23 protein-coding genes and 1 tRNA gene are annotated in these 21,291 nt (G+C 60.5%); 13 read left to right on the forward strand and 11 right to left on the reverse strand.

Going from position 1 to position 21,291, the window contains the following annotated elements; genetic code table 11:
• Nucleotides 1–22: 22 nt before the first annotated feature.
• From BSK43_RS03145 to BSK43_RS35560, 3 genes are all read right to left on the reverse strand, one after another.
• Nucleotides 23–703 (reverse strand): DUF1275 family protein, encoded by a 681-nt coding sequence (locus BSK43_RS03145; protein ID WP_077470525.1) that lies wholly within the window; start codon nucleotides 701–703, stop codon nucleotides 23–25.
• A 491-nt stretch (nucleotides 704–1,194) separates the two neighbouring features.
• Nucleotides 1,195–1,920, reverse strand: a complete 726-nt coding sequence (locus BSK43_RS35555) for a hypothetical protein (RefSeq protein WP_136686696.1) — start codon at nucleotides 1,918–1,920, stop codon at nucleotides 1,195–1,197.
• A gap of 29 nt (nucleotides 1,921–1,949) precedes the next feature.
• A complete protein-coding gene (locus BSK43_RS35560; protein ID WP_077470473.1) occupies nucleotides 1,950–2,138 on the reverse strand; it encodes a hypothetical protein in 189 nt (62 codons plus the stop codon).
• Nucleotides 2,139–2,398: 260 nt separating this feature from the next.
• Here BSK43_RS35560 and BSK43_RS03160 point away from each other — a divergent pair, with 260 nt between their 5' ends.
• Nucleotides 2,399–3,685 carry a nucleotide sugar dehydrogenase gene (locus tag BSK43_RS03160; RefSeq protein WP_077470472.1) on the forward strand — a complete coding sequence of 429 codons (1,287 nt, stop codon included), beginning with the start codon at nucleotides 2,399–2,401 and terminating at the stop codon, nucleotides 3,683–3,685.
• A gap of 30 nt (nucleotides 3,686–3,715) precedes the next feature.
• Here BSK43_RS03160 and BSK43_RS03165 read toward each other — a convergent pair whose 3' ends face one another.
• Nucleotides 3,716–4,633 (reverse strand): SDR family oxidoreductase, encoded by a 918-nt coding sequence (locus BSK43_RS03165; protein ID WP_077470471.1) that lies wholly within the window; start codon nucleotides 4,631–4,633, stop codon nucleotides 3,716–3,718.
• A 178-nt stretch (nucleotides 4,634–4,811) separates the two neighbouring features.
• Between BSK43_RS03165 and BSK43_RS03170 the strand changes: the two genes are divergently transcribed.
• Complete coding sequence (locus BSK43_RS03170; protein ID WP_077470524.1) at nucleotides 4,812–5,387, forward strand: sugar transferase; 576 nt, start codon at nucleotides 4,812–4,814, stop codon at nucleotides 5,385–5,387.
• Nucleotides 5,388–5,546: 159 nt separating this feature from the next.
• Nucleotides 5,547–6,935 (forward strand): O-antigen ligase family protein, encoded by a 1,389-nt coding sequence (locus tag BSK43_RS03175; protein ID WP_077470470.1) that lies wholly within the window; start codon nucleotides 5,547–5,549, stop codon nucleotides 6,933–6,935.
• Between the two features lie 221 nt (nucleotides 6,936–7,156).
• Here BSK43_RS03175 and BSK43_RS03180 read toward each other — a convergent pair.
• The 3 genes from BSK43_RS03180 to BSK43_RS03190 all read right to left on the reverse strand — a co-directional run bounded on the left by BSK43_RS03180 (nucleotide 7,157) and on the right by BSK43_RS03190 (nucleotide 8,655).
• Nucleotides 7,157–7,230: transfer RNA gene (locus tag BSK43_RS03180), tRNA-Gln, on the reverse strand.
• 281 nt (nucleotides 7,231–7,511) lie between these two features.
• Nucleotides 7,512–8,102, reverse strand: a complete 591-nt coding sequence (locus tag BSK43_RS03185; RefSeq protein ID WP_348641739.1) for an NrsF family protein — start codon at nucleotides 8,100–8,102, stop codon at nucleotides 7,512–7,514.
• On the reverse strand, nucleotides 8,089–8,655 hold the full coding sequence (locus tag BSK43_RS03190) for a sigma-70 family RNA polymerase sigma factor (protein ID WP_077470469.1): 567 nt from the start codon (nucleotides 8,653–8,655) through the stop codon (nucleotides 8,089–8,091). The genes BSK43_RS03185 and BSK43_RS03190 overlap by 14 nt, the downstream gene beginning before the upstream one ends.
• A 245-nt stretch (nucleotides 8,656–8,900) precedes the next feature.
• On the opposite strand from BSK43_RS03190, the gene BSK43_RS03195 reads away from it, so the two are divergent.
• The 5 genes from BSK43_RS03195 (at nucleotide 8,901) to BSK43_RS03215 (ending at nucleotide 11,703) form a co-directional block, all read left to right on the forward strand.
• On the forward strand, nucleotides 8,901–9,167 hold the full coding sequence (locus BSK43_RS03195) for a DUF2282 domain-containing protein (RefSeq protein WP_068390187.1): 267 nt from the start codon (nucleotides 8,901–8,903) through the stop codon (nucleotides 9,165–9,167).
• A gap of 46 nt (nucleotides 9,168–9,213) precedes the next feature.
• Nucleotides 9,214–9,498: a DUF2282 domain-containing protein gene (locus tag BSK43_RS03200; RefSeq protein WP_068390192.1), complete on the forward strand. Its 285-nt coding sequence runs from the start codon at nucleotides 9,214–9,216 to the stop codon at nucleotides 9,496–9,498.
• An 82-nt stretch (nucleotides 9,499–9,580) separates the two neighbouring features.
• Nucleotides 9,581–10,435, forward strand: a complete 855-nt coding sequence (locus BSK43_RS03205; RefSeq protein WP_077470468.1) for a DUF692 domain-containing protein — start codon at nucleotides 9,581–9,583, stop codon at nucleotides 10,433–10,435.
• Nucleotides 10,436–10,443: 8 nt separating this feature from the next.
• Nucleotides 10,444–11,199, forward strand: coding sequence for a DNA-binding domain-containing protein (locus BSK43_RS03210; protein ID WP_136686698.1), 756 nt, complete (start codon nucleotides 10,444–10,446; stop codon nucleotides 11,197–11,199).
• Nucleotides 11,200–11,217: 18 nt separating this feature from the next.
• Nucleotides 11,218–11,703: a DoxX family protein gene (locus tag BSK43_RS03215; protein ID WP_077470467.1), complete on the forward strand. Its 486-nt coding sequence runs from the start codon at nucleotides 11,218–11,220 to the stop codon at nucleotides 11,701–11,703.
• A gap of 66 nt (nucleotides 11,704–11,769) precedes the next feature.
• Here BSK43_RS03215 and BSK43_RS03220 read toward each other — a convergent pair whose 3' ends face one another.
• On the reverse strand, nucleotides 11,770–12,726 hold the full coding sequence (locus BSK43_RS03220; protein ID WP_077470466.1) for a phytanoyl-CoA dioxygenase family protein: 957 nt from the start codon (nucleotides 12,724–12,726) through the stop codon (nucleotides 11,770–11,772).
• 479 nt (nucleotides 12,727–13,205) lie between these two features.
• On the opposite strand from BSK43_RS03220, the gene BSK43_RS03225 reads away from it, so the two are divergent.
• Nucleotides 13,206–14,123 carry a DUF1003 domain-containing protein gene (locus tag BSK43_RS03225; protein WP_077470465.1) on the forward strand — a complete coding sequence of 306 codons (918 nt, stop codon included), beginning with the start codon at nucleotides 13,206–13,208 and terminating at the stop codon, nucleotides 14,121–14,123.
• A 40-nt stretch (nucleotides 14,124–14,163) separates the two neighbouring features.
• Here BSK43_RS03225 and BSK43_RS03230 read toward each other — a convergent pair whose 3' ends face one another.
• Entirely contained in the window at nucleotides 14,164–15,354 is a 1,191-nt protein-coding gene (locus BSK43_RS03230) for a TCR/Tet family MFS transporter (protein WP_077470464.1), read from the reverse strand.
• Between the two features lie 75 nt (nucleotides 15,355–15,429).
• On the opposite strand from BSK43_RS03230, the gene tetR reads away from it, so the two are divergent.
• Nucleotides 15,430–16,035 (forward strand): tetracycline resistance transcriptional repressor TetR, encoded by a 606-nt coding sequence (gene tetR / locus BSK43_RS03235; protein WP_077470463.1) that lies wholly within the window; start codon nucleotides 15,430–15,432, stop codon nucleotides 16,033–16,035.
• 31 nt (nucleotides 16,036–16,066) lie between these two features.
• On the opposite strand, the gene BSK43_RS03240 is transcribed toward tetR, so the two are convergent.
• Entirely contained in the window at nucleotides 16,067–16,729 is a 663-nt protein-coding gene (locus BSK43_RS03240; RefSeq protein WP_077470462.1) for a flavin reductase, read from the reverse strand.
• Nucleotides 16,730–16,903: 174 nt separating this feature from the next.
• Between BSK43_RS03240 and BSK43_RS03245 the strand changes: the two genes are divergently transcribed.
• From BSK43_RS03245 to BSK43_RS03255, 3 genes are read left to right on the forward strand one after another with little or no spacing between them, the layout of a single operon-like run.
• Entirely contained in the window at nucleotides 16,904–17,974 is a 1,071-nt protein-coding gene (locus BSK43_RS03245) for an ABC transporter ATP-binding protein (protein ID WP_077470461.1), read from the forward strand.
• A 33-nt stretch (nucleotides 17,975–18,007) separates the two neighbouring features.
• Nucleotides 18,008–18,967, forward strand: coding sequence for an ABC transporter substrate-binding protein (locus BSK43_RS03250; protein ID WP_077470460.1), 960 nt, complete (start codon nucleotides 18,008–18,010; stop codon nucleotides 18,965–18,967).
• An 11-nt stretch (nucleotides 18,968–18,978) separates the two neighbouring features.
• Nucleotides 18,979–20,658, forward strand: coding sequence for an iron ABC transporter permease (locus tag BSK43_RS03255; protein ID WP_077470459.1), 1,680 nt, complete (start codon nucleotides 18,979–18,981; stop codon nucleotides 20,656–20,658).
• Nucleotides 20,659–20,697: 39 nt separating this feature from the next.
• Here the strand turns inward: BSK43_RS03255 and BSK43_RS03260 are convergent, their stop codons facing one another.
• Nucleotides 20,698–21,162: a helix-turn-helix domain-containing protein gene (locus tag BSK43_RS03260; protein WP_077470523.1), complete on the reverse strand. Its 465-nt coding sequence runs from the start codon at nucleotides 21,160–21,162 to the stop codon at nucleotides 20,698–20,700.
• Between the last annotated feature and the right edge of the window lie 129 nt (nucleotides 21,163–21,291).

Genomic DNA, 21,291 nt, shown 5'->3' on the forward strand with positions numbered 1-21,291 from the left:
AGAAATGGATGGAGACGAAAAGCTAAGCCGGCTTTGCCGAGCTGCCGGCATGCATGAGAATTCCCGCAAGCGCCAGAACCGGCGGCAGCAGGAAGCAGGCCATGCCGACAAGCAGGAAAAGCGTTGCCGCCAATGCGCAGCCTAAAGCAAAGCCACCGACAGCGGCCCCCATGCGGCGGAGTCTCGCTGTCGTTGCGGCTTTCTCCTCGGGCTTGGCACCGCGCAGGAGATCGGCGATATCGATCATGATCTGGGTCGTCGTACCCGTCATCATCGTCGTCGGCGGTGTCGAGCCGAGATGGATGCGGTGCGCCGTTGTCTGGATCGCCATCGCCGCAATCAGCGTCATTCCGGTCACGATCGCCTGCCAGCCGTCGCCATCGGCAAACGGGCCAAACCGCATGGCGAAAAACGCCGCAAGCACCAGCAGGAAAAATTTCAGCGTCAAGACGATCTGCAATGTCGGCAGATTACGCCGCGACAAATCTCCTCCAAGCAGGCGAGCGAGAACGACCACGACACAGAAAACCGGCAGCGCCAGAAGTTTGGCAACGGCACCCGACGTGCCGAGCGCCAAAGTGGCACCAAGCGTCACGAAATTACCGGTAACATGCGCGGTGAACAGGCCATGCAGGGCAAGAAAGCCGGCGGTATCGACATAGCCGCCATTGATGCTGAGAAGGGTAGACAGGCTCGGCTTCATCGGCTCCTCGCTCGCGTCGATCATCTTCGACCATATCGCGCTGAACAGCTGCCGATGTCGAGATGTTTGCGTGCCTATCGATGCCTCATATTTTAACCCGGTGGCAGTCTCGTGACGCGGTGCTGATCGAGGTTGTGCCCCTTGCTTAATTGGATTGCACTTTGCTAGCTTCCATCCAGAGGGTGCGGGGGTTTCACTTCATGAATTTTGCAGTTTTCAGGCGTCTTTTGCGTTGCGCGCTGAAGATTTGCCTGCCGGCAGCCACGGCGGGTTTTGCACTGACGGGGCTGACGGCGGCTGCCATGGCCCAGGTGCCCGGCACGCCAATGCAATTCATGCTCGTTCACGCGGCTCCCGGCTCCGGCAACTGTCGGCCCGAGGGCTGCATGGACTGGATTGCAGCCGAAGGCATGATCGATGCAAGATCCCCCGACGACCTGCGCAAGCTTCTTGCAAGCACAGGCAACAGGAAGCTGCCTATAATCGTAAACTCACCGGGCGGGAATGTAGAAGCCGCGATGGAAATGGGTGAGATCATCCGCAAGCGCGGCCTGTCCGTTGCCGTGGGCGGAACCCGGCTGCAATCCTGTCCAAGCAACCAGCCGCTCTGTGCCGACGGCTGGCGCGCCGGGGCAAAAGCTATTGCCTATTCCGCAGGTAGCAGATGTCTTTCGGCCTGCCCCTTCGTGCTGTCTGCCGGCGTCAGGCGCGTCGTCAGCCCCTTCGCTATCGTCGGAGTCCATCAGGTCAAGACGACCTACGATCAGGAGCGGATCATCTACCGAATGAAGTATCAGATCGTTAACGGCAAGAAGCGCCTCATCAGTCGCCAGGAAATCAGCCGCAAGTTTGTCGGGCTGCACGACAGTACGAAACTGTCGAAATCGCAGCGATCGAAGATGCTCGCTTACTTCAAGAAAATGGGCGTTGATCGGTCGATACTGGATATGGCGATGAGTACCGTTCCAAGTTCGATACGGCTTATCACGCCGGATGAGGCGACGAAAATCAACCTGGTGACTGACAAGGCGACCACCGACGACTTGATCAAAGCCGGCGCTTGCGCCGCCGGCCAGCCGTTTTCGGCCTGCTTGGCGCCCATATCGACGGATTCGACGGCTCTTGTCGCTAACCCGCCTTTTGCGGATTGGCAGCTGAACCAGGTTCAGGATTTCCTTGGACCTTCTGTCACCGATCACGCCGACCGGAATCAGCAAGCTGGCGCCTGTGCCCAGAAGCCGTCAGACTATTCACCCCATTGGGTTTCAAGCACGGTGATTTCGTCAGACAATTCCGCGATCCGCTGCCGCAACTCCGCCTCGGTACCGTCTTCGACCTCGCCGTCACCGAAACAATAGCGTGCTATATGCAGCTCAAGCTTGGCTTCGAGATCCTCTCGTTGTGAGCGTAGATATTTGAGATGGCTGTTTCGCATCGCGAACCACCCTTTCCGAGAAAATAACTCTCACCCCTATAAATAGGTTCGGGACGAGAAAGTTTCGATGCCCATATCAGGCGCGTCGCCAAAACCAGCTCCATAACCGGCCGCAACCCCTTATCTCCAGCCTATTGCAAAGCCGGCAGCCGATATTCACATTCACGCGACCCGCAGCAGAAACCGCGCCTGTGGCAAATATTGACGCTGACATGAGCCTTGGGTTTGGGCTAATTCAGGTGGAGTGTTCGAGGTATGCTGTGTTGAATGAAAAGATTGCCGTTATCGGCTTGGGTTATGTCGGATTGCCTGTCGCGATCGCGCTCGCCGAAAAATTCCACGATGTTGTCGGTTTCGACATCAAGGCCTCCCGTGTCGCCGCACTGAAGGCTGGTGACGACGATACTCGCGAGGTTTCGGCCGAAAAGCTGAGAGCAAGCGGATTGCGCATCAGCAGCGACATCGAGGATCTGCGGGATCGCAATATGTTCATCGTCGCCGTGCCGACGCCGATCGACCGCAACCGGCAGCCGGATCTGAGGCCGATGATCTCCGCCTCGCGCACGGTCGGCAAGGTGCTGCGCCAAGGCGGGGTCGTCGTCTACGAATCCACCGTCTATCCCGGCGTGACCGAGGAAGTATGCGGCCCGGTGCTCGCGGAAGTCTCGGGCCTGCGCCAGGGCGAGGATTTTCACGTCGGCTATTCGCCGGAACGCATCAACCCCGGCGACAAGGAACACACCTTCGAGCGCATCGTGAAGGTGGTCGCCGGCGACGACGAGGAGACGTTGGAGAGGATTGCCGCCATCTATGGCGCCGTGGTCGAGGCCGGTATTCACCGCGCCCCCAGCATCAAGGTCGCCGAAGCCGCCAAGGTGATCGAAAACACCCAGCGCGACGTCAACATCGCCCTGATGAACGAGCTGTCGATCATCTTCGAAAAGATGGACATCCGCACCGCCGACGTGCTGAAGGCGGCACGGACGAAATGGAATTTCCTGCCCTTCACGCCCGGCCTCGTCGGCGGCCATTGCATCGGCGTCGATCCATATTATCTCACAGCCAAGGCGGAAGAACTCGGCTATCACCCGGAGGTTATACTTTCCGGCCGCCGCATCAATGACGGCATGGGCGCATTCATCGCCCAGAAGCTCATCAAGATGCTGGTCTCTGCAAAGAGGCCGATCAACGGCGCCCGCATCGGCATCTTCGGCCTGACCTTCAAGGAAAATGTGCCCGACCTGCGCAACAGTCGCGTGCCCGATATTATAAGTGAACTGCATCAATTCGGCCTGGAACCGCTGGTGCATGACCCGATGGCGAACCCTGCGGAAGCGGAAGAAGAATACGCCATACGCCTGGCGGCGCTGGAGGATTTCGGCAAGCTCGACGCTCTCATCCTCGCCGTTCCCCATAAATCCTATCTGGCTGGCGGTGCTGCCCATATCCTCAATCTGCTCAGCGAAAACGGTGTGGTCGTTGATGTGAAAGCGGCGCTTGATCCAGCCAATCCCCTGCTGGAAGGTCATTCGGTCTGGAGCCTGTAAGGGCTCACGGCAATGCCGGCCCTGCTGTCGTCAACGGTCGACAGTTGCCGCCAGCCCTTCCTCGATCGAATAGGGCGGCGACCAACCGGTGGTCGCCATCGTCTCGTCAATATCGACTTGGAGCGAGCCGAGCAGACGCTGGGCCGCTGCCCGGCGGCCTAAGAGTGCCGCAAGCCCCTCCAGCAAGAGAGACGGCACCGGCAGCATCATCGCCTTTTTCCCCTGGACCGACGACAGCTTGCCAATCAACGCGCCGATGGAAAGATCCGTGCCGTCGCTGATGAGAAAAACACGATTTCCAGCAGCCGGATGACGGACGCAGAGCAGCATGAAGTCGACGAGATTGCCGACGAAAATGAGCGATCTGCGGTTGCGGACCATGCCGAACGGCCAGGGGAATGGCCGGGCCGCCCATTTCATCAGGCTCGCAAAGTTGGCCTTGACGCCAGGTCCGTAAACCAGCGGCGGCCGGATGATGATGACCTCCATGCCGGTCTCGGCGGCAATTGTCAGCAGCGCCTTTTCCGCCTCCAGCTTCGAGCGGCCATAGTCATCTTCCGGGTGCGGCGCATCCGAAGCCTTGAACGGCCTCCCCGGTCCGGTTTCCTCGCCGTTGACCTTGATCGAGCTCAGAAAGATGAAGCGCCGGACCCCAGCCCGCGCCGCCTGCCGCGCCAGATTGACCGTGGCATCGACATTGACGGCGCGAAAGGCCGCAAGCGGATCGGCCGCACTCTCGTTCATGACATGCACGCGGGCGGCCAGATGCATGACGGCATCGACGCCGGCAAGCGCTCCGGACCAATCCGTCGCGGCATCGATCGCGCCGGTGGCAACGTAGCCCGGCCGCGGCGCACGGCTGACCGGCCGATACTCCATCTGCCGGCGAGACAGTTCGGCACAAAGCGTCTGTCCGACAAAACCCGTTGCGCCGGTGACCAGGATCATGGGTTCATTGCCTCTGCTCGTTGTGTTCAAACATGCTTTGCATGGGATATCTGCCGAGAACAAGGCCGGGGAATCTCATGCCGGACGGTTGTGCACCAATCCGCAATATGAGATGCACAAAACACCCAAACCGCCATCGCCGCCGCCCGAACCGGTGGCGACGCAACGACAAGAGACGATGCTTTATACGATCGCCAAGCGCCTTTTCGATTTCTTTGCCGCATTTGCCGCGGCCATCGTCCTTTCCATTCCGATCCTGATCGTCGCCATTGCCGTGCGTCTCACCTCTCGCGGCCCCATCCTCTACTGGTCCGATCGTGTCGGGCGCGGCAACAGGATTTTCCGCATGCCGAAATTCCGCAGCATGCGCACCGACACGCCCGCCGTCGCGACGCATCTGCTGAAGGACCCCAAGATCTATCTGACGCCGATCGGCTCCTTCCTGCGCAAATCCAGCCTGGACGAGTTGCCGCAACTCCTTTGTATCCTGAAGGGTGAGATGAGCATCGTCGGTCCGCGACCCGCTCTTTTCAACCAGCACGACCTGATCGCGTTGCGCACCGAACGCGGCGTCGACGCACTGCTGCCCGGCCTCACCGGCTGGGCGCAGGTCAATGGCCGCGATGAACTGCCGATCCCGCAGAAGGTGGCGCTGGACGAAGACTATCTGCACCGGCGATCCTTCCTCTTCGATCTCAAGATCATCTTTCTGACGGTTTTGAAGGTGGTTCGGCGCGATGGCGTTACCCATTAGCAAGCACCCGACGAAATCGATGTCGCCGAGGCGCCGGCAGGGGAAAAATGCCGCATTCCTGCCCCCTTGCGGCCCTAACGGCCTTCATGGGGGCGTCGCAATGCCGGGCAATACAACAAATGTGAACGAAGGCGGACGACGACATTGGACGACTCGCGCATGAACAAATCGCATGCTGATCTCGCAACCCGCCCCTCAGGCGTGACCAAGGCTGCGGGCGCGATGCCGAAAGCCGTCGCTATCATCGGTGGCATACTCTGGCTTTTGGTGGCCTCGCCCACCGTCGTCGAAAGCGACGCCTATCGCTATGCAACCGCGCTCCTCTCGCTGATCGCCCTCTATTACTACATGAAGGCACCGTTGCGGCCACGCACGGACTGGGTCGGTTGGCTCTGCATGGGCTGGGCCTTCTATGTCATGGCCCGCTTCGGCATCACCCTTTGGCTGACGCCGCAGCATGATATCGGCGCTTCGGACTGGCTCTATGCCTTCCCCTTCTTCTTTCCGATCATGGGCGTCGCTTTCCTGCTCTATGAAGAGGTGATGGAAAAGATCGTCGCGGCCTATTTCGCCATGGTCCTCGTCATGCTTGTGGCAACCCAGCATCTGCGCGAGGTTTTTGCCGGCGAAACCATCCGCCCGCTGATCATGAACAATCAGATCCACGGCGCCGTCGCCTGCGGCATGATCGTCATCTTCACGCTGTTCTGGCTGCTGCATTACCTGACGGAAAAATCCAGCGACCGGCGCATCGCCCGTTTCGCCTATATTGTTTCGCCCTTCATCTTCGCGCTCTGTTTCATCGCTATTTACGGCGCCAAATCGAAGGGCGTCTGGCTGGCGCTCGGCATTTCCATCCCGGTCCTGGCGCTCGTCACGCTGACCTATCTGCGCATGAAGAGCGGCCTCATCGCCATCGTCGTCGTGGCGGCGCTGCTGATCGCCGGCATCTATGGCGTCCGGCACAATCTCGATAAGACGGCCGGCCCGACCGTGGCGGCAGCATTGTCCATGGTCGAAAAGGTAACCGGCAGCCACGATGTCGGCGACGTGGTCTCAAGCGCCATCAGCTCGACCAACACCCCGGTATCGATGGATGAGCGCCTGCAGCTCTGGTCCAACAGCTGGGAAGTCTTCTCCTCCGCGCCGATTTTCGGCTGGGGCAACAGATGGCTCGAGCGCTGGGCCGAAACGCGCTACTCGCACATTCAGTACACGCTGCTGCACAATGGCTATCTGGAAATCCTGGTGCGCTACGGCCTGTTCGGCGCCGCCGTGATGGCCTTCATGCTCGGCGTCTTCATCCGCGCCGTCTGGCGCGCCCGCAAGGCAGGCATCATTCCGCGCGCCGCCTGGCACGCCTATATCATGTGCCTGTTCTTCTTCTCGCTGACCTTGCTCAGCAATTCCAACAACCGCCTCGCCATCGGCGAAAGCCTGGCCTTCGCCTCCTCGGCCTTCGCCTGCTGGTGCCACATGCGGCTGAAGGGCGAATATCTTGCGGCCGCAAAGCCACCCATGCAGACGGAAATCGCTGCGAGAGGGTGATCCGTCGACGCGAAGAGAGGACATGACCGAGAGTCATGACGAGGCAATCCGATCACCAGCTCTATGATCTGGATTCGGGTTGCTCGAGAGCGAGTGGGATTTGCCGTATCCGAATGAAAATTCCTGAAAATCAGGAGAAGCGGCACGCGACGCAACATTGAAGTCGCGCAATCGCCAAGCCTTCGCGGCATTGTCTATCTGATATAGTTTCTGAAAGTGTTTGGCTGGGGAACCTGGACTCGAACCAAGATTAACGGAGTCAGAGTCCGTCGTTCTACCATTGAACTATTCCCCAACGACCGCCAGACGATGAAATCGTTCGCGGCGAAGGTTGCGCCTCTATAATAGAATTCGCCGCGGATGCAAATACTTTAAAGCGGACAAATGCAATTTTTTGAAAACAAGGAGCGGGTCCGGGATAGCCGATGAAAGCAGGCGCTTCCAACTGCTTTCGCGGCGATCGATGTTCGCGCCGGCCGATAGGATCAACGCGGGATATTCCCAATCCGTTAAAGCTGGCTTTTCGACCGCGTCACCAACGCAGAATGCGCCGGCCGAGACCATATCCGACAGCCGTCACCATGGCGATCGCGATCGGATACCAGAGCAGGACGAAGAGCGGGCTGTCGTCCGTGCAGTTGGATGCGTAGAAGGTTGCGGCGATACCGCTGGCTGCAAGCCCCGCAACAGCACCGGCAACACCAGGCCTTTCCGGCGCGCGTGGCGCAATGCAAACAGGAAGCAGGCAAGCGGCCCGATCGACAGCAGCGGAATAAGCGTCAGGCAAAAGCGGGCATTGTGCCCGATCATCCGCGCGCTCCAGCTGTCCGCCGGCATGACCGCCATTTCGACGGCTGCGGCTGCAAGCAGCAGGATCGGTGCCGCCAGCAACGCCCAACCCCATATGCGCAACGGCACACCGGGCCGGCCGATACGGAAGACGACGGCGCAAGCGGTCGCGGCGAGCGCGATGGTCACGACGAATTTGAACAGGAAACGAATGGTCTGCATTGCGGTGTCTATATCGGCGCGGAAGCCGATCATCGCAAAGAAAATGCCGCCGCTGATCAGGATACCCGCGACGACCGCCAAGGCGAGGGCCTTGCCGATCCGCGTGCGGACCGGCGCGTCCTGCGCCAGAAGATTGATGAGGTCATCGGTTTTCACTGGTCTCACTCCGATACAATGCCGCAAGCACTTTCAGCGCGCGATGCAGCGCCACGCGCACGGCGCCTTCCGTCATCTTCAGCCGATCCGCCGTTTCCCGTACGCTGGTTCCCTCGACGGAAATCGAGCGCACGATCGTCTTCTGCGGATCCTTCAATTGTTCCAGCATACGATCGACGTCCAATCGCTCCAAGGCATCGGTCTGTTCTTCCGCCTCAAGGATATCGATCACATCGTCGATCGGTACGCTCACATGCCGTCCACGCCGCCTGAGACCGTCGATCAGCTTGTTGCGCACGATCGTCGATATCCACGGCCCGATCGGGCGCGATGCGTCCCAGGTTCCGCGCTTCAGGTGGATGGCAAGCAGCACTTCCTGAACCACGTCCTCGGCTTCGCTGGCCGGCGTCCCGAACTGATCGCAGCGCCGGCGCGCCATGGCGCGCAGATAGGGCGTCACTGCGGACAGGAAACGATGGTAGGCCTGCGCATCGCCGCCAATGGCGGCGCGCATCCAGACTGCCCATTCCTCTTCGCGCGCCGAATGACTCACCCGACATCTCCTCTACGCAGGACCGCAGCCTTTCGTTACCGGCAACTGTCCATCTTTTTCAAGTCTTTTCGGCTTTTGGCCAAAAGTCCCTGTCCGGCAGGCAATCGAGGTGAAACATATAGCCGGCACAGAATAATTTCGTATCGTTCGAAAAAATTTCGCGTCGGCTGTAACGTCGCCCACGGACGCTCCGTAGACCCTGATGCAAGCCAATGACGGCTCGCATCCACCTAGGAGACAGATCCATGAAGAACAGCATCCTCACCCTGGCCATTGCCGGTTCGCTCGCCTCGGCGCTTGCATCCATCGCCGTCCCCGCTGCCGCTGCCGATTCCAAGGAAAAATGCTATGGCGTCGCGCTGAAGGGCCAGAACGATTGCGCCGCCGGCAAGCATGATTGCGCCGGCAAGTCGACCATGAGCTATGATAAGATGTCCTTCAAGCTCGTTCCCACAGGCACCTGCACCTCCATGAAGACCCCGAAGGGCCATGGCTCGCTGACCCCGGCCTGATCTGAGCTCAGATCATCGATCCATTATCTGTTGCAAGGAGTTTGTCATGAGCAGGATTTCAGCAGTCGCCCTCGCCGCCTCGGTCGCGACGGCAATGACATTGGCCGCCGGCGTCACCACCGCTTCGGCGGCCGACGCCAAGGACAAATGCTACGGCGTTGCCCTGAAAGGCCAGAATGATTGCGCAGCCGGTCCCGGCACCACCTGCGCCGGTACGTCGAAAGTCGATTATCAGCGCAATTCGTGGAAGCTGGTTCCCGCCGGAACCTGCGAAACGATCAAGACGCCGAACGGCCACGGCACGCTGATGCAAGGTCCGGCGCCTGTCTGACCAGACTGCAGTGACGCGGGGCGGCGCATGGTCTGCGCGCCGCCCTCCTTCCCGATCAAGCATGTCCAAGCGGAGGCTTGCAATGAAACCGTCAGAACTTCCCCGCCGTGCCGGCGTCGGCTTCAAGCCGGAACATTTTGCGACCATAAACGCCGCCAGCCAGCCGATCGGCTTCTTCGAGGTCCACGCCGAAAACTACATGGGTGCCGGCGGACCGCCGCATGCCCAGCTTGGTAGGCTGCGCCAGGACTATGCTCTCTCCATTCACGGCGTCGGCCTTTCCATCGGCTCGATGCAACCGCTCGATGCCGATCACCTGGCCCGCCTGAAGATCGTCTGCGACCGCTACGAGCCCGAAAGCTTTTCCGAGCATCTGGCATGGTCGACCCACGATACGACCTTCCTCAACGATCTCCTGCCGCTCCCCTATACAGAGGCAACCCTCGCCCAGGTCTGCGCCCATATCGATGAGGTGCAGATGTTGCTCGGCCGCCAGATGCTGCTGGAGAATCCGGCTACCTATCTGCTCTTCGAGGAAAGCACGATCGAAGAGACGGAGTTTCTTGCCGAAACCGTCCGCCGCACCGGCTGCGGCCTTTTGCTCGATGTCAACAACGTCTTCGTTGCCGCCACCAATCACAACATGGATGCCCGCGCTTACCTCAACCGCTTTCCGGTGCAATGGGTGCGCGAGATCCATCTGAGCGGCCATTCCGAAACCGTCGACGATGCCGGCGCACCGCTTCTGATCGACAGCCACGATACGCCGGTGAAAGACCCGGTGTGGGAGCTCTATGAAGAGCTGATCGCCCGCACTGGCCCGGTTGCCAGCCTGGTCGAATGGGATAATGACGTGCCGGAATGGCCAGTTCTGAGGGCCGAGGCGGAGGGCGCCGACGCTATCCTTCGGCGCGCGGCCGAACGCCGGGCGGCATAGGAGCAGCCATGTCTCTCTCGACGCAAACCGAATTCGCCGCAGCGCTCGTCGATCTCGATCGAGCGGTTCCGGAAGGACTTGAAGCCTGGAACGGCCCGCGGCCGGAGCGCCGCTTCGGCGTCTACCGCAACAACGTCGCCGTCGGGCTGATCGGTGCGCTGACCTCGCGCTTTCCGGCTGCCGAAAAGATCGTCGGCGAGGAATTTTTCGCCGCCATGGCGCATGAATTCATCCGCCTGCATCCGCCGCACTCGCCCCTGCTGCTGGCTTACGGCGACAACTTTGGCGATTTCGTTGGGAGTTTCGAGCCTGCAGGCGAAATCCCCTATCTGCCCGATGTCATCAGGCTGGAAGTTGCCCGTGGCAAGGCCTATCACGCCGCCGATGCTGCGCCGCTCGACGCCGCCCTGCTGGCCACAGTCGAGCCGGAGGGTCTGGCGCGCTTGCGCTTCGTGCCGCATCCCTCAGCCTCGATCATTCGCTCGGCCTTTCCCATAATTACCATCTGGGCGATGAACACCGGCGAAATCGAACTGGCTGATATCGAGGACTGGACGGGAGAGGATGCGCTCGTCGTCCGACCTCAGATGACGGTCGAGGTCCACTCTTTGCCCGCCGGCGGCGCTGTTTTTCTCGAAGAGCTTGTTGCCGGCGCCGATCTGGGCAGCGCGTTCGAGGCGGCTCTTGCCGAAACACCGGATTTCGATCTTTCCGCCAACCTCGCCGGCGCGCTCGCGGCCGGCGCATTCATGGCTATTCGCTGAACGTCAGGGAGAACCGACATGCAAGAGCATATGATGACGGCCGGCGTGGCCGAACGCGAAACCGTGCCGCAGAAGCTGTATGGCGCCCTCAGGCTTCTCAACCGCATTCCGCACGATCTGATCGCGCTTGTCGCGCGCCTGTCGATTGCCGCCGTCTTCTGGCAGTCGGGCCAGACCAAGGTGGATGGCTGGCATGTGACCGACAATGCCGTCTATCTGTTCCAGACGGAATACAAGCTGCCCTTCATCGATCCGTGGATCGCCGCCCACATCTCCGCCTTCAGCGAGCATTTCTTTCCGTTCCTGCTGGTCATCGGCTTCGCAAGCCGGCTGTCGGCGCTGGCCCTGCTGGGCATGACGCTCGTCATCGAGATATTCGTCTATCCCGATGCCTGGCCGACACACGGTACATGGGCAACTTGTTTCCTGGTGATCATCGCCGGCGGCCCGGGCCGTATCGCGCTCGACCATTTCATCGCAAAGCGGTTCGGTCGCTCCGCATAAGACTGAGCGGCAGGAGCGCCGGTCGACGGCGCTCCACAGCATGGCTTCCATAAAGCAATCCGCAGCCTATCGCAGGACAGGCTCCCCATGGAAACGTCGCTGCGACGGCTTCGAGACGCCGAAGCCGACTTCCATCATCAAGCGCGGCTTCTGCGTGGGAACTGTGCCCATGTGGAAGCCAAAGGGATCTTCCACAAAGCCTGAGCCGGCCTTGCCGGTCAGCGTCACCGCACTCGCTTTGCCATAATAATCGAGCACTTCGTCCGCCGAATGCCCTACAAGCAGGGTAAGCTGATGCTTGACGCGCCGCCGCCTGTGGCTGCCCTTGAGGAAGACGTGCGGACCGGTGCCCTCGTCCACATCGACCAGGTTGAAGAAGAACTTCAGCATTCGCCAGTCGTCGAGATCGAAGTGATATTTATCGAGCGACGCCATGCTTCTATCCGCTTCGGAGGCCTGCGTCGGAAAGCTCCACCAGATGCGCGTGGTGATCACCTTGGCCTGGCCGCCCAGATATTGCCGGGCAACATCGATCAGCAACGGATCCCGCTGAACCGCCATGACGGCCGCGCAATCGAGCGAACGCTCGAAGAAATGCCCGGAAAGGATCGGGCGCTCGAAACGGGCCTCGGCTTCGGTGTGTTCACCTGCGACGAATTCGAGCTTTCGATTGAAATTGCCGAAGCAGCCCGTGGTCTGGGCGAATTCGGTGATTTCACGATGGATATGATCAGGCAGCATCAGGCCCGAATAGATGCCGTCCGTCCGCAATGCATTGACGACGGCGCTGCGTTCGAGCGCGCCGAACATGGAGGCACCGGAAACGGGAAGCGTGACGGGCTGTCTGGTGGCAAACCAATGCATCCGCCGAAACGGCAATGTCCGCGCCAGCAGGAACATCGGCAACCAGGCCGGATTTTCCCGAAGATCGGTCAGGTAAGTCGGTATCCTAACAGCCATTCGCTTGAAGCGACCGCCCTGCCTGGCGATGGACTCCAAGTCCTTTGCCGGGGAATTGTGCATAGCTATCCTTTCTGCACACGTGCAAACCCATGGCAACAGGCCCAACATCCTGTTGAGTTAATTCTTTGAACCTAAACATTTATTCGCGGCAGTGGGGTCTCTGCTGCACTGCGGCAGATAGAAGCCGGACGACCTCGGTCAAGGGGGCGGAAATTCACAATCTTGATTTAAACGGTAGAATTTTCCGCTTTGGCACGCAGGGCTTTCGAAAACGTTTTTGAGAGCGCACGGATCAGTTGTTTTCCGGGTTTTCTGGCTCGAAAATCACCCGACTTGATACATCCAGAAACATTTCATTTGCCGTTGCTTAGGACAATCGCGCTATTAGAGAGTGAGCAAGCGCATGCAGAACGACGACATCGAAACGGCGCGGCAATACGATTTGACGGCGGTTCCGATTTTGACAGTCTTCTAACAGTCACAATCCTGTTTGCATTATTGGCTAAACGAGCGGAAAGTTGTGAAAGAGGCCCTCACATATGACAGATACGAAGACCTTTGATCCGGCGGACGGAATCGTCGACTTCGATGCCGGCGAAGGCGAAGCCGCGACCGTGGTGGAGATGGACGACTATACCAAAAGCCTGGCCCAGGCGAAGGCCAAGTCCGTCAAGCTCGTTGATGCCATCACAGGCCAGACGCTTAAGAAGAAGGACGCCGTGCACGTCGATGACCTCCGCCCTTCGCTTGCGGATTTCATGCGGCTGAAGCACCCCGACCTTCGTGCCGACGACTATATCAGCCGCAAGGTGATGGACGACTATCGCGCCCAATATATCGCCGAGCTTTTGACCGACGAGCGGGGCGAGCTTTCGACCCTCGAGGACGAGGTGGTCGAGAGCCTGAAGACGCATGATACGCTCGCCGAGAACATTGAAGAGGACTATGAGGACCACCGCTCCATCGGCGACCGGATGGCCGACGGCGTCGCCATATTCGGCGGCAGCTGGACCTTCATCATCTCCTTCTGTCTGTTCCTGACCGTGTGGATGGGCATCAATGTCCTCATGGGCGAAAAGACGGCTTTCGATGCCTATCCGTTTATTCTGCTGAACCTCATTCTCTCGACGATTGCCGCCCTGCAGGCCCCGATCATCATGATGAGCCAGCGCCGCCAGGAACAGAAGGATCGCCTGCGCGCCCTTAACGACTACAAGGTCAACCTGAAGGCCGAACTGGAAATCCGCCACCTGCATGAAAAGGTCGACCACCTCCTCAATCGCCAGTGGGAGCGGCTGACCGAAATCCAGCAGATCCAGATCGAGATGATGCTGGAGCAGGCCAAGGCCGCGACGCGGGCGATAAAAGCCAACAAGGTCACGAAGGCCAAGACCAGCGCCTTGAAGAGCCTCTTCGGCAAAGTCAAGGATCCCGAACCGGACGATTCGCTGAATTAAGGCGACGGGAAGAGCTGTATGGAAGCGACCCGGCCGGCACTCATGCGCCGGCCGTTTTCTTTCGGATCGTAAACAGCACCGGCACGCAGGTGACATAAAGCAGCGCGCCGAGAATCCAGATCAGGCCAGGGAAATCATATCTGGAGGCAAAGTAGATCTCGCTGACCGCCAAGGGCGCGATGATGGATGCAAGGCTCGTCAGGCTGCCCAGCACGCCTTGCAGGCGCCCCTGATCATCGGCACCCACACGCTGCGTCATCAGCGACAGCAATGCCGGCTGGCCGATGCCGCCCATTGCGCTCAGGCAGAAAAGCGGAAGCAGCAGGACGGTGATGAAGCTGCGCGTAACCAGGGCAATCGCTATATAGGCCGCGCTGTCGCAGACGATGGCAACGATGAGCGCACGACGCTCGCCCCAGCGCTCGCTCAAGGGGCCGGCGACAAAGGCCTGGGCGAGGGCATGAAGAAGCCCCATGCAGGCAAGAGAAAGCCCGACCGCCGCCGTATCCCAGCCGAACTTGTCCTGACTGTAGAGCACCCAGACGGTGCCACCGATCTGTCCGACGATGTTGAGGATGACGGACAGGAACAGCAGCGGCAACAGCGCTGGAAACGCCCCGAGCCAGCGCAGCGGCGCCAGTGGATGAAAGGCAGCCGGATCGATATGCTCCAGCTTCTCGACCCGCGTTTCGGGCAGCGCCACCAGCGCAAGAATGAAATTCATCATCACCAGCACGCCAGCCGCCACGAAGGGCGCGCGAAGGGAAACAGTGCCGAGCAAGCCGCCAATGGCTGGCCCGAGAATGAAGCCGATCCCGAAGCAGGCGCTGAGGAGCCCGAAGGCCCGCGTGCGCTTTTCGTCGGGCGTGACATCGGTCAGGCAGGCTGCTGCGACCGAGGCATTGGCGGCCGTCAGGCCGGCCACAGCGCGGCCGAGGAACAACCACCAGAAGCCGGGCGCCCATGCCATGAAGGCATAGTCGATCATCCCGCCCGCCAGTGAAACGAGCAGCACCGGCCTACGGCCGTAGCGATCGCTCAACGTTCCGAGAATGGGAGCGGCGAGAAACTGCAGCGCGGCATAGAGCGACAGGAACGCGCCGTAGCGCCAGCCGAGATCCGGCGTATGCGCAACGCTCTGCAGGAGTTCCGGCAGGATCGGCAGCACCAGCCCCGTGCCTGCCGCATCAAGGACAACGACGGCCAGAATAGTCAGAAGCATCTTGTTCATAGTGCGCAGCTTATCGTTGATAAATAACTTTATCGGCGATAAACCAGGCTTCCGAAGCTGTCAATTGGAGACGCGATGAAAATCGATCGGGACCAAATCGTCGACACAGCATTGACCGTTCTGAATGAGGTCGGCGTCGACGGCCTGTCGACACGGTTGATCGCCCAGCGCCTTGGCGTCCAGCAGCCGGCCCTCTATTGGCACTTCAAGGGCAAGCAGGCGCTGCTGGCCGCGATGAATCTTGAGATGCTGAAGCGGCGCCATACGCGCCGCACGCCGCTTGCCAGCGAGACCTGGCAGGACTTCCTGCGCGCCAACGCCAGAAGCTTCCGCTCCGCTCTGCTGGCATGGCGCGATGGCGCGCGCGTTCACGCCGGAACGGAAGCCGAGTCCACCGATCTCGATCCCATAGAAGCCCAGCTCGAATGCCTCGTTGCGGCCGGTTTCACGCCTGGCCAAGCGCTGGAGCTTCAGATTGCCATCGGTCGATACGTGGTCGGATGCGTGCTGGAGGAACAGGCGAATACGGCTGATCCACCGGGCGAAGCCGCACTCGATGCCGCCGCGCAAACCCGCCCGAATCTCGCTAAAGCCATCGCTCATTACCGCGCGAGCGGGCATGAAGCTCTCTTCGAAGCTGGCCTCGATCTTCTGATTCGCGGTGCTGAAAGCAAGAGCTAACCCACCTGCACACGCGACAGAGGAGAGCTCGCTACACCTCGGCCTTGAATGTGCGGCCGAGATCCGGCCCCACACCGAAATAGTGTCTGAATACGTAGAGCAGCGGGCTCCATTGGCTGGTATCGATATGATTGGTGCCGGGCACGACGATGCCCCTATGAGCATGAACCCGAGCAGCCTTCACCTCGATGATGCGGAAAGCCTCGGGCCGCTCCTGGGGCCATTCGCCACCCGGCCCGTGCGATGCCATCACCTCGGCTTCAATTTGAATCGGGCATTCCGCGATGCGTAGCGGCCGGACGAGATCGGCAGCTTGAGGGGTAAAGTCGCCGACGTCGAACTTGTCGGATTCGAACCGGTATCCGATCTTTTTCTTGTGTGAGGGAACGGGATTACGGCCCGTCGTCGGAGCGATCGCCTCGATCTTCCGCCACAGATCGGGTGAGGGAAAATTCAACACCAACTGCCGTTCGCGCAGGGCATTTTCACCGCCCTTGCTCGTGCATGTCAGGCCCAGAACGATGCGGTCGAACAGTGCCCATGCGGACGACATCGGCGAGATATTCGTGGTTCCATCCTGGTTGAGGCTGCTGATCAGCACGACGGGCGTGCCGACATAGAGCACGCTGGGTTTGATGACGATATGGTCGTGACCATTCTCTGCGGGTTTCGATTGAGCTGTGTTCATCAACATGGCAAACTCTCCTTTTCGAGCTGCAGTGTACCCCAACGCCGACATGCAATAGTTCGGCCGTGACCGAACTATTGGGGCAACAGCATGGTGCAAGCGCCTACAGCGCAATCGTCACACCATTGTCATGCAGCGTCTCTACTCAGGCTTGTAACGCTTCCAAACGCTGATTTTTAGATGACAAGTGACGCAAACCGAATCCAGGCTGCCGTCTCGGCAACGGGATTGGAACTCCATTACGACAAGGCGATCGTCCTCAACGGCATCGATCTTTCGCTTGCCAAGGGACAGACGCTGGCCCTGCTTGGCCCGTCCGGCTGCGGCAAGACCACCCTTTTGCGCCTCGTCGCCGGTCTTCTTGCGCCGACAAAAGGCACGATCAGCATTTCCGGCCAGACCGTCGCCGATGCAGCATCGAGGACGTTCGTACCGCCCGAGAAGCGTAATCTCGGCATGGTGTTTCAGGACTACGCCCTGTGGCCACACCTGACGGTCGGCGGCAATGTCTCTTTTCCGCTTGAAATGCGCGGCATCGCGAAGGCCGAACGCGAACAACGCACCATGCGAGCGCTGGAACGCGTCGGCCTCAATGCGCTTGCCCATCGGCGCCCAAGCGATCTTTCCGGCGGCCAGCAGCAGCGCGTTGCCATTGCCCGTGCCATCGTTGCCGAACCGCAGCTGATCCTGTTCGACGAGCCGCTATCCAATCTCGATCGCGAATTGCGTGAAAACATGGTCGGCGAACTGGCCGAACTCATCGCCACGCTGGGGCTGACAGCGATCTATGTCACCCACGATCATAGCGAAGCGCTGACGCTTGCCGACGAAGTCGCCATCATGCGCTCGGGCGAAATCGCCCAGTTGGCCTCTCCGGATATCCTGATTGAAAGCCCGGCCTCACCCGAAGTCGCCGAATTCCTGCGGCTTGGCAGCACGGCTGATCTGGAATGGCGCGATGATGGCTGGCGACTGGCGGGAAGCCCGCATGTGCTGTCGGATGAGGCGCGCCTGGGGCAGGAGAAGGCCAGAATTCTCATCCCGACGCGCGCTATTTCGCTTGGCGAGACCGCCTGGCCGAACCTGCCGGCAACGGCTTTGCGCTCGCACTTCCGCGGAGACGGCCATCTCGTCACCGCCGCGCCGCATGGCACGACAGGCATCGAATTTCAGGTTCTGAGCCCGGTCAAGATCCGGCCGGGAGAGCAGATCGGCCTTTCGGTCGACGCCGCCAGCATCCTGTGGTTCTAGCAGGAATATCACTTGAGCCTAGAGAGGAAAAACATGTTTAAATCACTGAAGAATATCGCTATTTTTGCCATTTCGACCGCACTGTTGAGCGGCGTTGCCCATGCGGATATCACCGTTTACACCGCCGGCCCGCAGAACCTCATCGACAAGCTTTCCGCCGGCTTCACCGCCCAGAGCGGCATCAAGGTCAATGTCTTCCAGGCAACGACCGGCAAGGTCATGGCCCGCATCGAAGCCGAAGCCGCCAATCCGGCCGTCGACGTGCTGATCTCGGCTTCCTGGGATACAGCAACCGATTTCGCCAAGCGCGGCTGGCTCGTCTCCTATACCAGCCCGAATGCCGAAAAGGTTCCGGCCTTCCTGAAGACCGACACTGCCGTGGCCCAAGGCGTTTCTGCCCTCGGCATCGCCTGGAACACCAAGAGCGGCACGACCGAGCCGAAAGAATGGGCCGACCTCGCCAAGCCCGAATTCAAGGATCTCGTCAATATTCCCGACCCCGCCCAGTCTGGATCCTCTTTCGAACTGACGGCAGCCCTCGCCGGCAAGGATAATTACAAGCTCTTCAAGGAGCTGAAGGATAACGGCGCCATCATCGCCGGCGCCAATGCCGAAGCATTGAACCCGGTGCTGCAGGGCGCCAAGGCGGCCGTCTTCGGCGCGGTGGACTACATCACCTTCGCCGCCAAGGCCAAGGGCGAGACCATCGACGTCATCTTCCCGCAGTCCGGCACGGTCATCGCGCCGCGCCCGGTCATGATCCTCAACTGGTCCAAGCATCAGGACGAAGCCAAGAAGTTCGTCGACTATATGTTGTCGGATGAAGGCCAGAAGCTGGTCGCCGGCACCTTCCTGATGCCCGCCCGCGCCGACATCCCGGCCTCGCGTCCGCTGGTCGGCGATCTGAAGCTGCTCGATTACGACGTCAACGCCGTCTACGGCAAGCGCAAGGAAACGCTGAAGCAGGTCGGCGATCTGTTCGGCAGCAAGTAAGGCTCGATACGATGAATGCGAAGGGAACAGGCGCTCCGGTGCCGGCAGCTTGGCTGGCCCTCCTGGGGTTGATCATCATCGTCGCCTTTCCCTTCGTGGCCGTCGTGCTACAGGCGGTCTTTCCCTCGCTGGGGCAAGGCTCTTTTGCAGCACCCTTCTCGGCCATCGGCAAGACACTGGCCGATGAGGCCCTCCTCGGCATGACGGCAAATACCATTATCCTCGGATGTGCCGTCGTCGTCGCCTCGGCCCTCATCGCTGTTCCTCTCGGCGTCGTCCGCGCGCTCTACCGCGTGCCCTTCGCGCCGCTATGGGACGTGCTGCTGCTGACGCCCTTCATGATCCCGCCCTATATCGCCACGCTCGGCTGGATCATGACGCTGCAGCCGCGCGGCTATCTCCAGCAGATCGTCGGCTTCAATCTCGCCCCGACCCTCTTCTCGCTTACCGGCATGACCGTGGTCATGACCTTCAACACCTTCCCGGTGGTCTATTTCGCCGTCTCGCGCACCGTCGAGGCCGTGGGCGCCCGCTATGCCGATGTCGGCCGCGTCTTCGGCGCCTCGCCGGCCCGCGCCTTTTGGCGCATCACGCTGCCGCTGTCTGCCCCTGGGCTCGCCGCCAGCCTGCTGCTGGTCTTCGCCGCTGCGATCGAGGAATACGGCACACCGGCAGCCCTCGGCCGCCGCGCCGGCTTCCAGGTTCTTGTGACCGGGATCGATACCCGCATCGGCGACTGGCCGATCGATCTGCCGGGTGCTGCCATCCTGTCGCTGACCCTCGTCATCATCTCGCTGATCGCCTTTCTCATCCAGCGCCGCATTCTTTCGCGGCGCTCCTATCAGACGGTGAGCGGCAAGCCGCAGAACAAGGACAAGCGCCCGCTCGGCGCACTGACGATCCCGGTTTTACTGGCATTCGGCACCGTCTCATTCCTGGCAACCGGCGTGCCCATGCTCTCCATTCTGGCAACCGCGCTGTCGAAGACGGTTTCACAAGGCCTGGTCGTCAGCAATCTTGGCATGGACAATTTCGCAGCCGTCTTCGGCAACAGCGCCGGCGCGCTCGCCGCCCTCGGCAACAGCCTGGCGCTGGGGGTCGGCGCAGCCGCCATCACCGGCCTCATCGGCGTCACTGCTGCCTATACCGTCGTGAAAACGAAAATGCGGGGACGCCTGCTGATCGACGTAATGACCGTGCTTCCGAATGCCCTGCCCGGCATCGTCGTCGCCGTCGGCCTGATCCTGGTCTGGAACATGCCCGGCCTGCCGTTTACGCCTTACAATACCGCTCTCATCCTGCTGTTGGCCTATTGCTGCATTCTCCTGCCGCAGACGGCGCGCTATTCCTCCGCCGCCTTCCAGCAGATCGGCGACAATCTCGAGGCCGCAGCCCGTGTCGCAGGCGCAAACACCTTGACCGTCTTCCGCCGCATCCTGCTGCCGCTGGTGCTGCCGAGCCTGGCATCGGCCATGCTGCTCGTCTTCGCGCTGGCTTCGCGCGAACTCGTGGCCTCGATCGTCCTCGCGCCCGTCGGCATGCAGACCATCGCCACCTTCATCTGGCGGCAGTTCGAGCAGGGCTCCATCGGCCTCGGCATGGCCATGGCCTTCGTGACGATCATCATCACGACGCTGATCCCCCTCATCTTCCTGGCGCTTCTGCGCCGCAGCGGCCTCGTCGCCGAATAAACTCTGCTGAAACAACCGGCGAGATTTTCGCCGGCTAATTTATTCGCGCTCATCCACCAGCGGCGGCACAACGACCATCGTATCCTCTGCCATAAGCATGCGCCCATCCTGGGCGCGCAGCTCCAGCCGCCGCACCGGCTGATGGGTCTTCCTGTCGACCAGAGTGACATGCGGCTCACCCGGCGCGAAGAAGAAATCCTCGCCCCATTGGCGAAGCGCGACCAGCAGCGGAAACAGGCCCTGCCCCTTCTGCGTCAGCACATATTCCTGATAGGGGCTGCCGTCCGATGCCGGCACGGTATCAAGAATGCCATGCGTGACAAGATTGCGCAGCCGGGCCGAAAGGATGTTCTTGGCAAGCCCCAGGCTCTTTTGAAACTCCCCGAAACGGCGCAGGCCATCGAAGGCATCGCGGATGATCAGCAGCGACCACCAGTCGCCGATTGCATCCAGCGGCCGAGCGACCCCGCACATCGAATCCTTGTGGCTTATTCGTTTGGCCATCGCACTCTGCTTCGCTCCGTTCCTGCATTTCGCCGACACCGCACCGGGCATCGGGTCATCTCAATATTGCACCATCATAGCGGTTGCAAATTGAAACCACAAGAGATACGGAAATAATGGTTGCAAACT

This window comes from Rhizobium sp. P44RR-XXIV, assembly GCF_001999485.2.
Classification (GTDB): Bacteria; Pseudomonadota; Alphaproteobacteria; order Rhizobiales; family Rhizobiaceae; genus Rhizobium.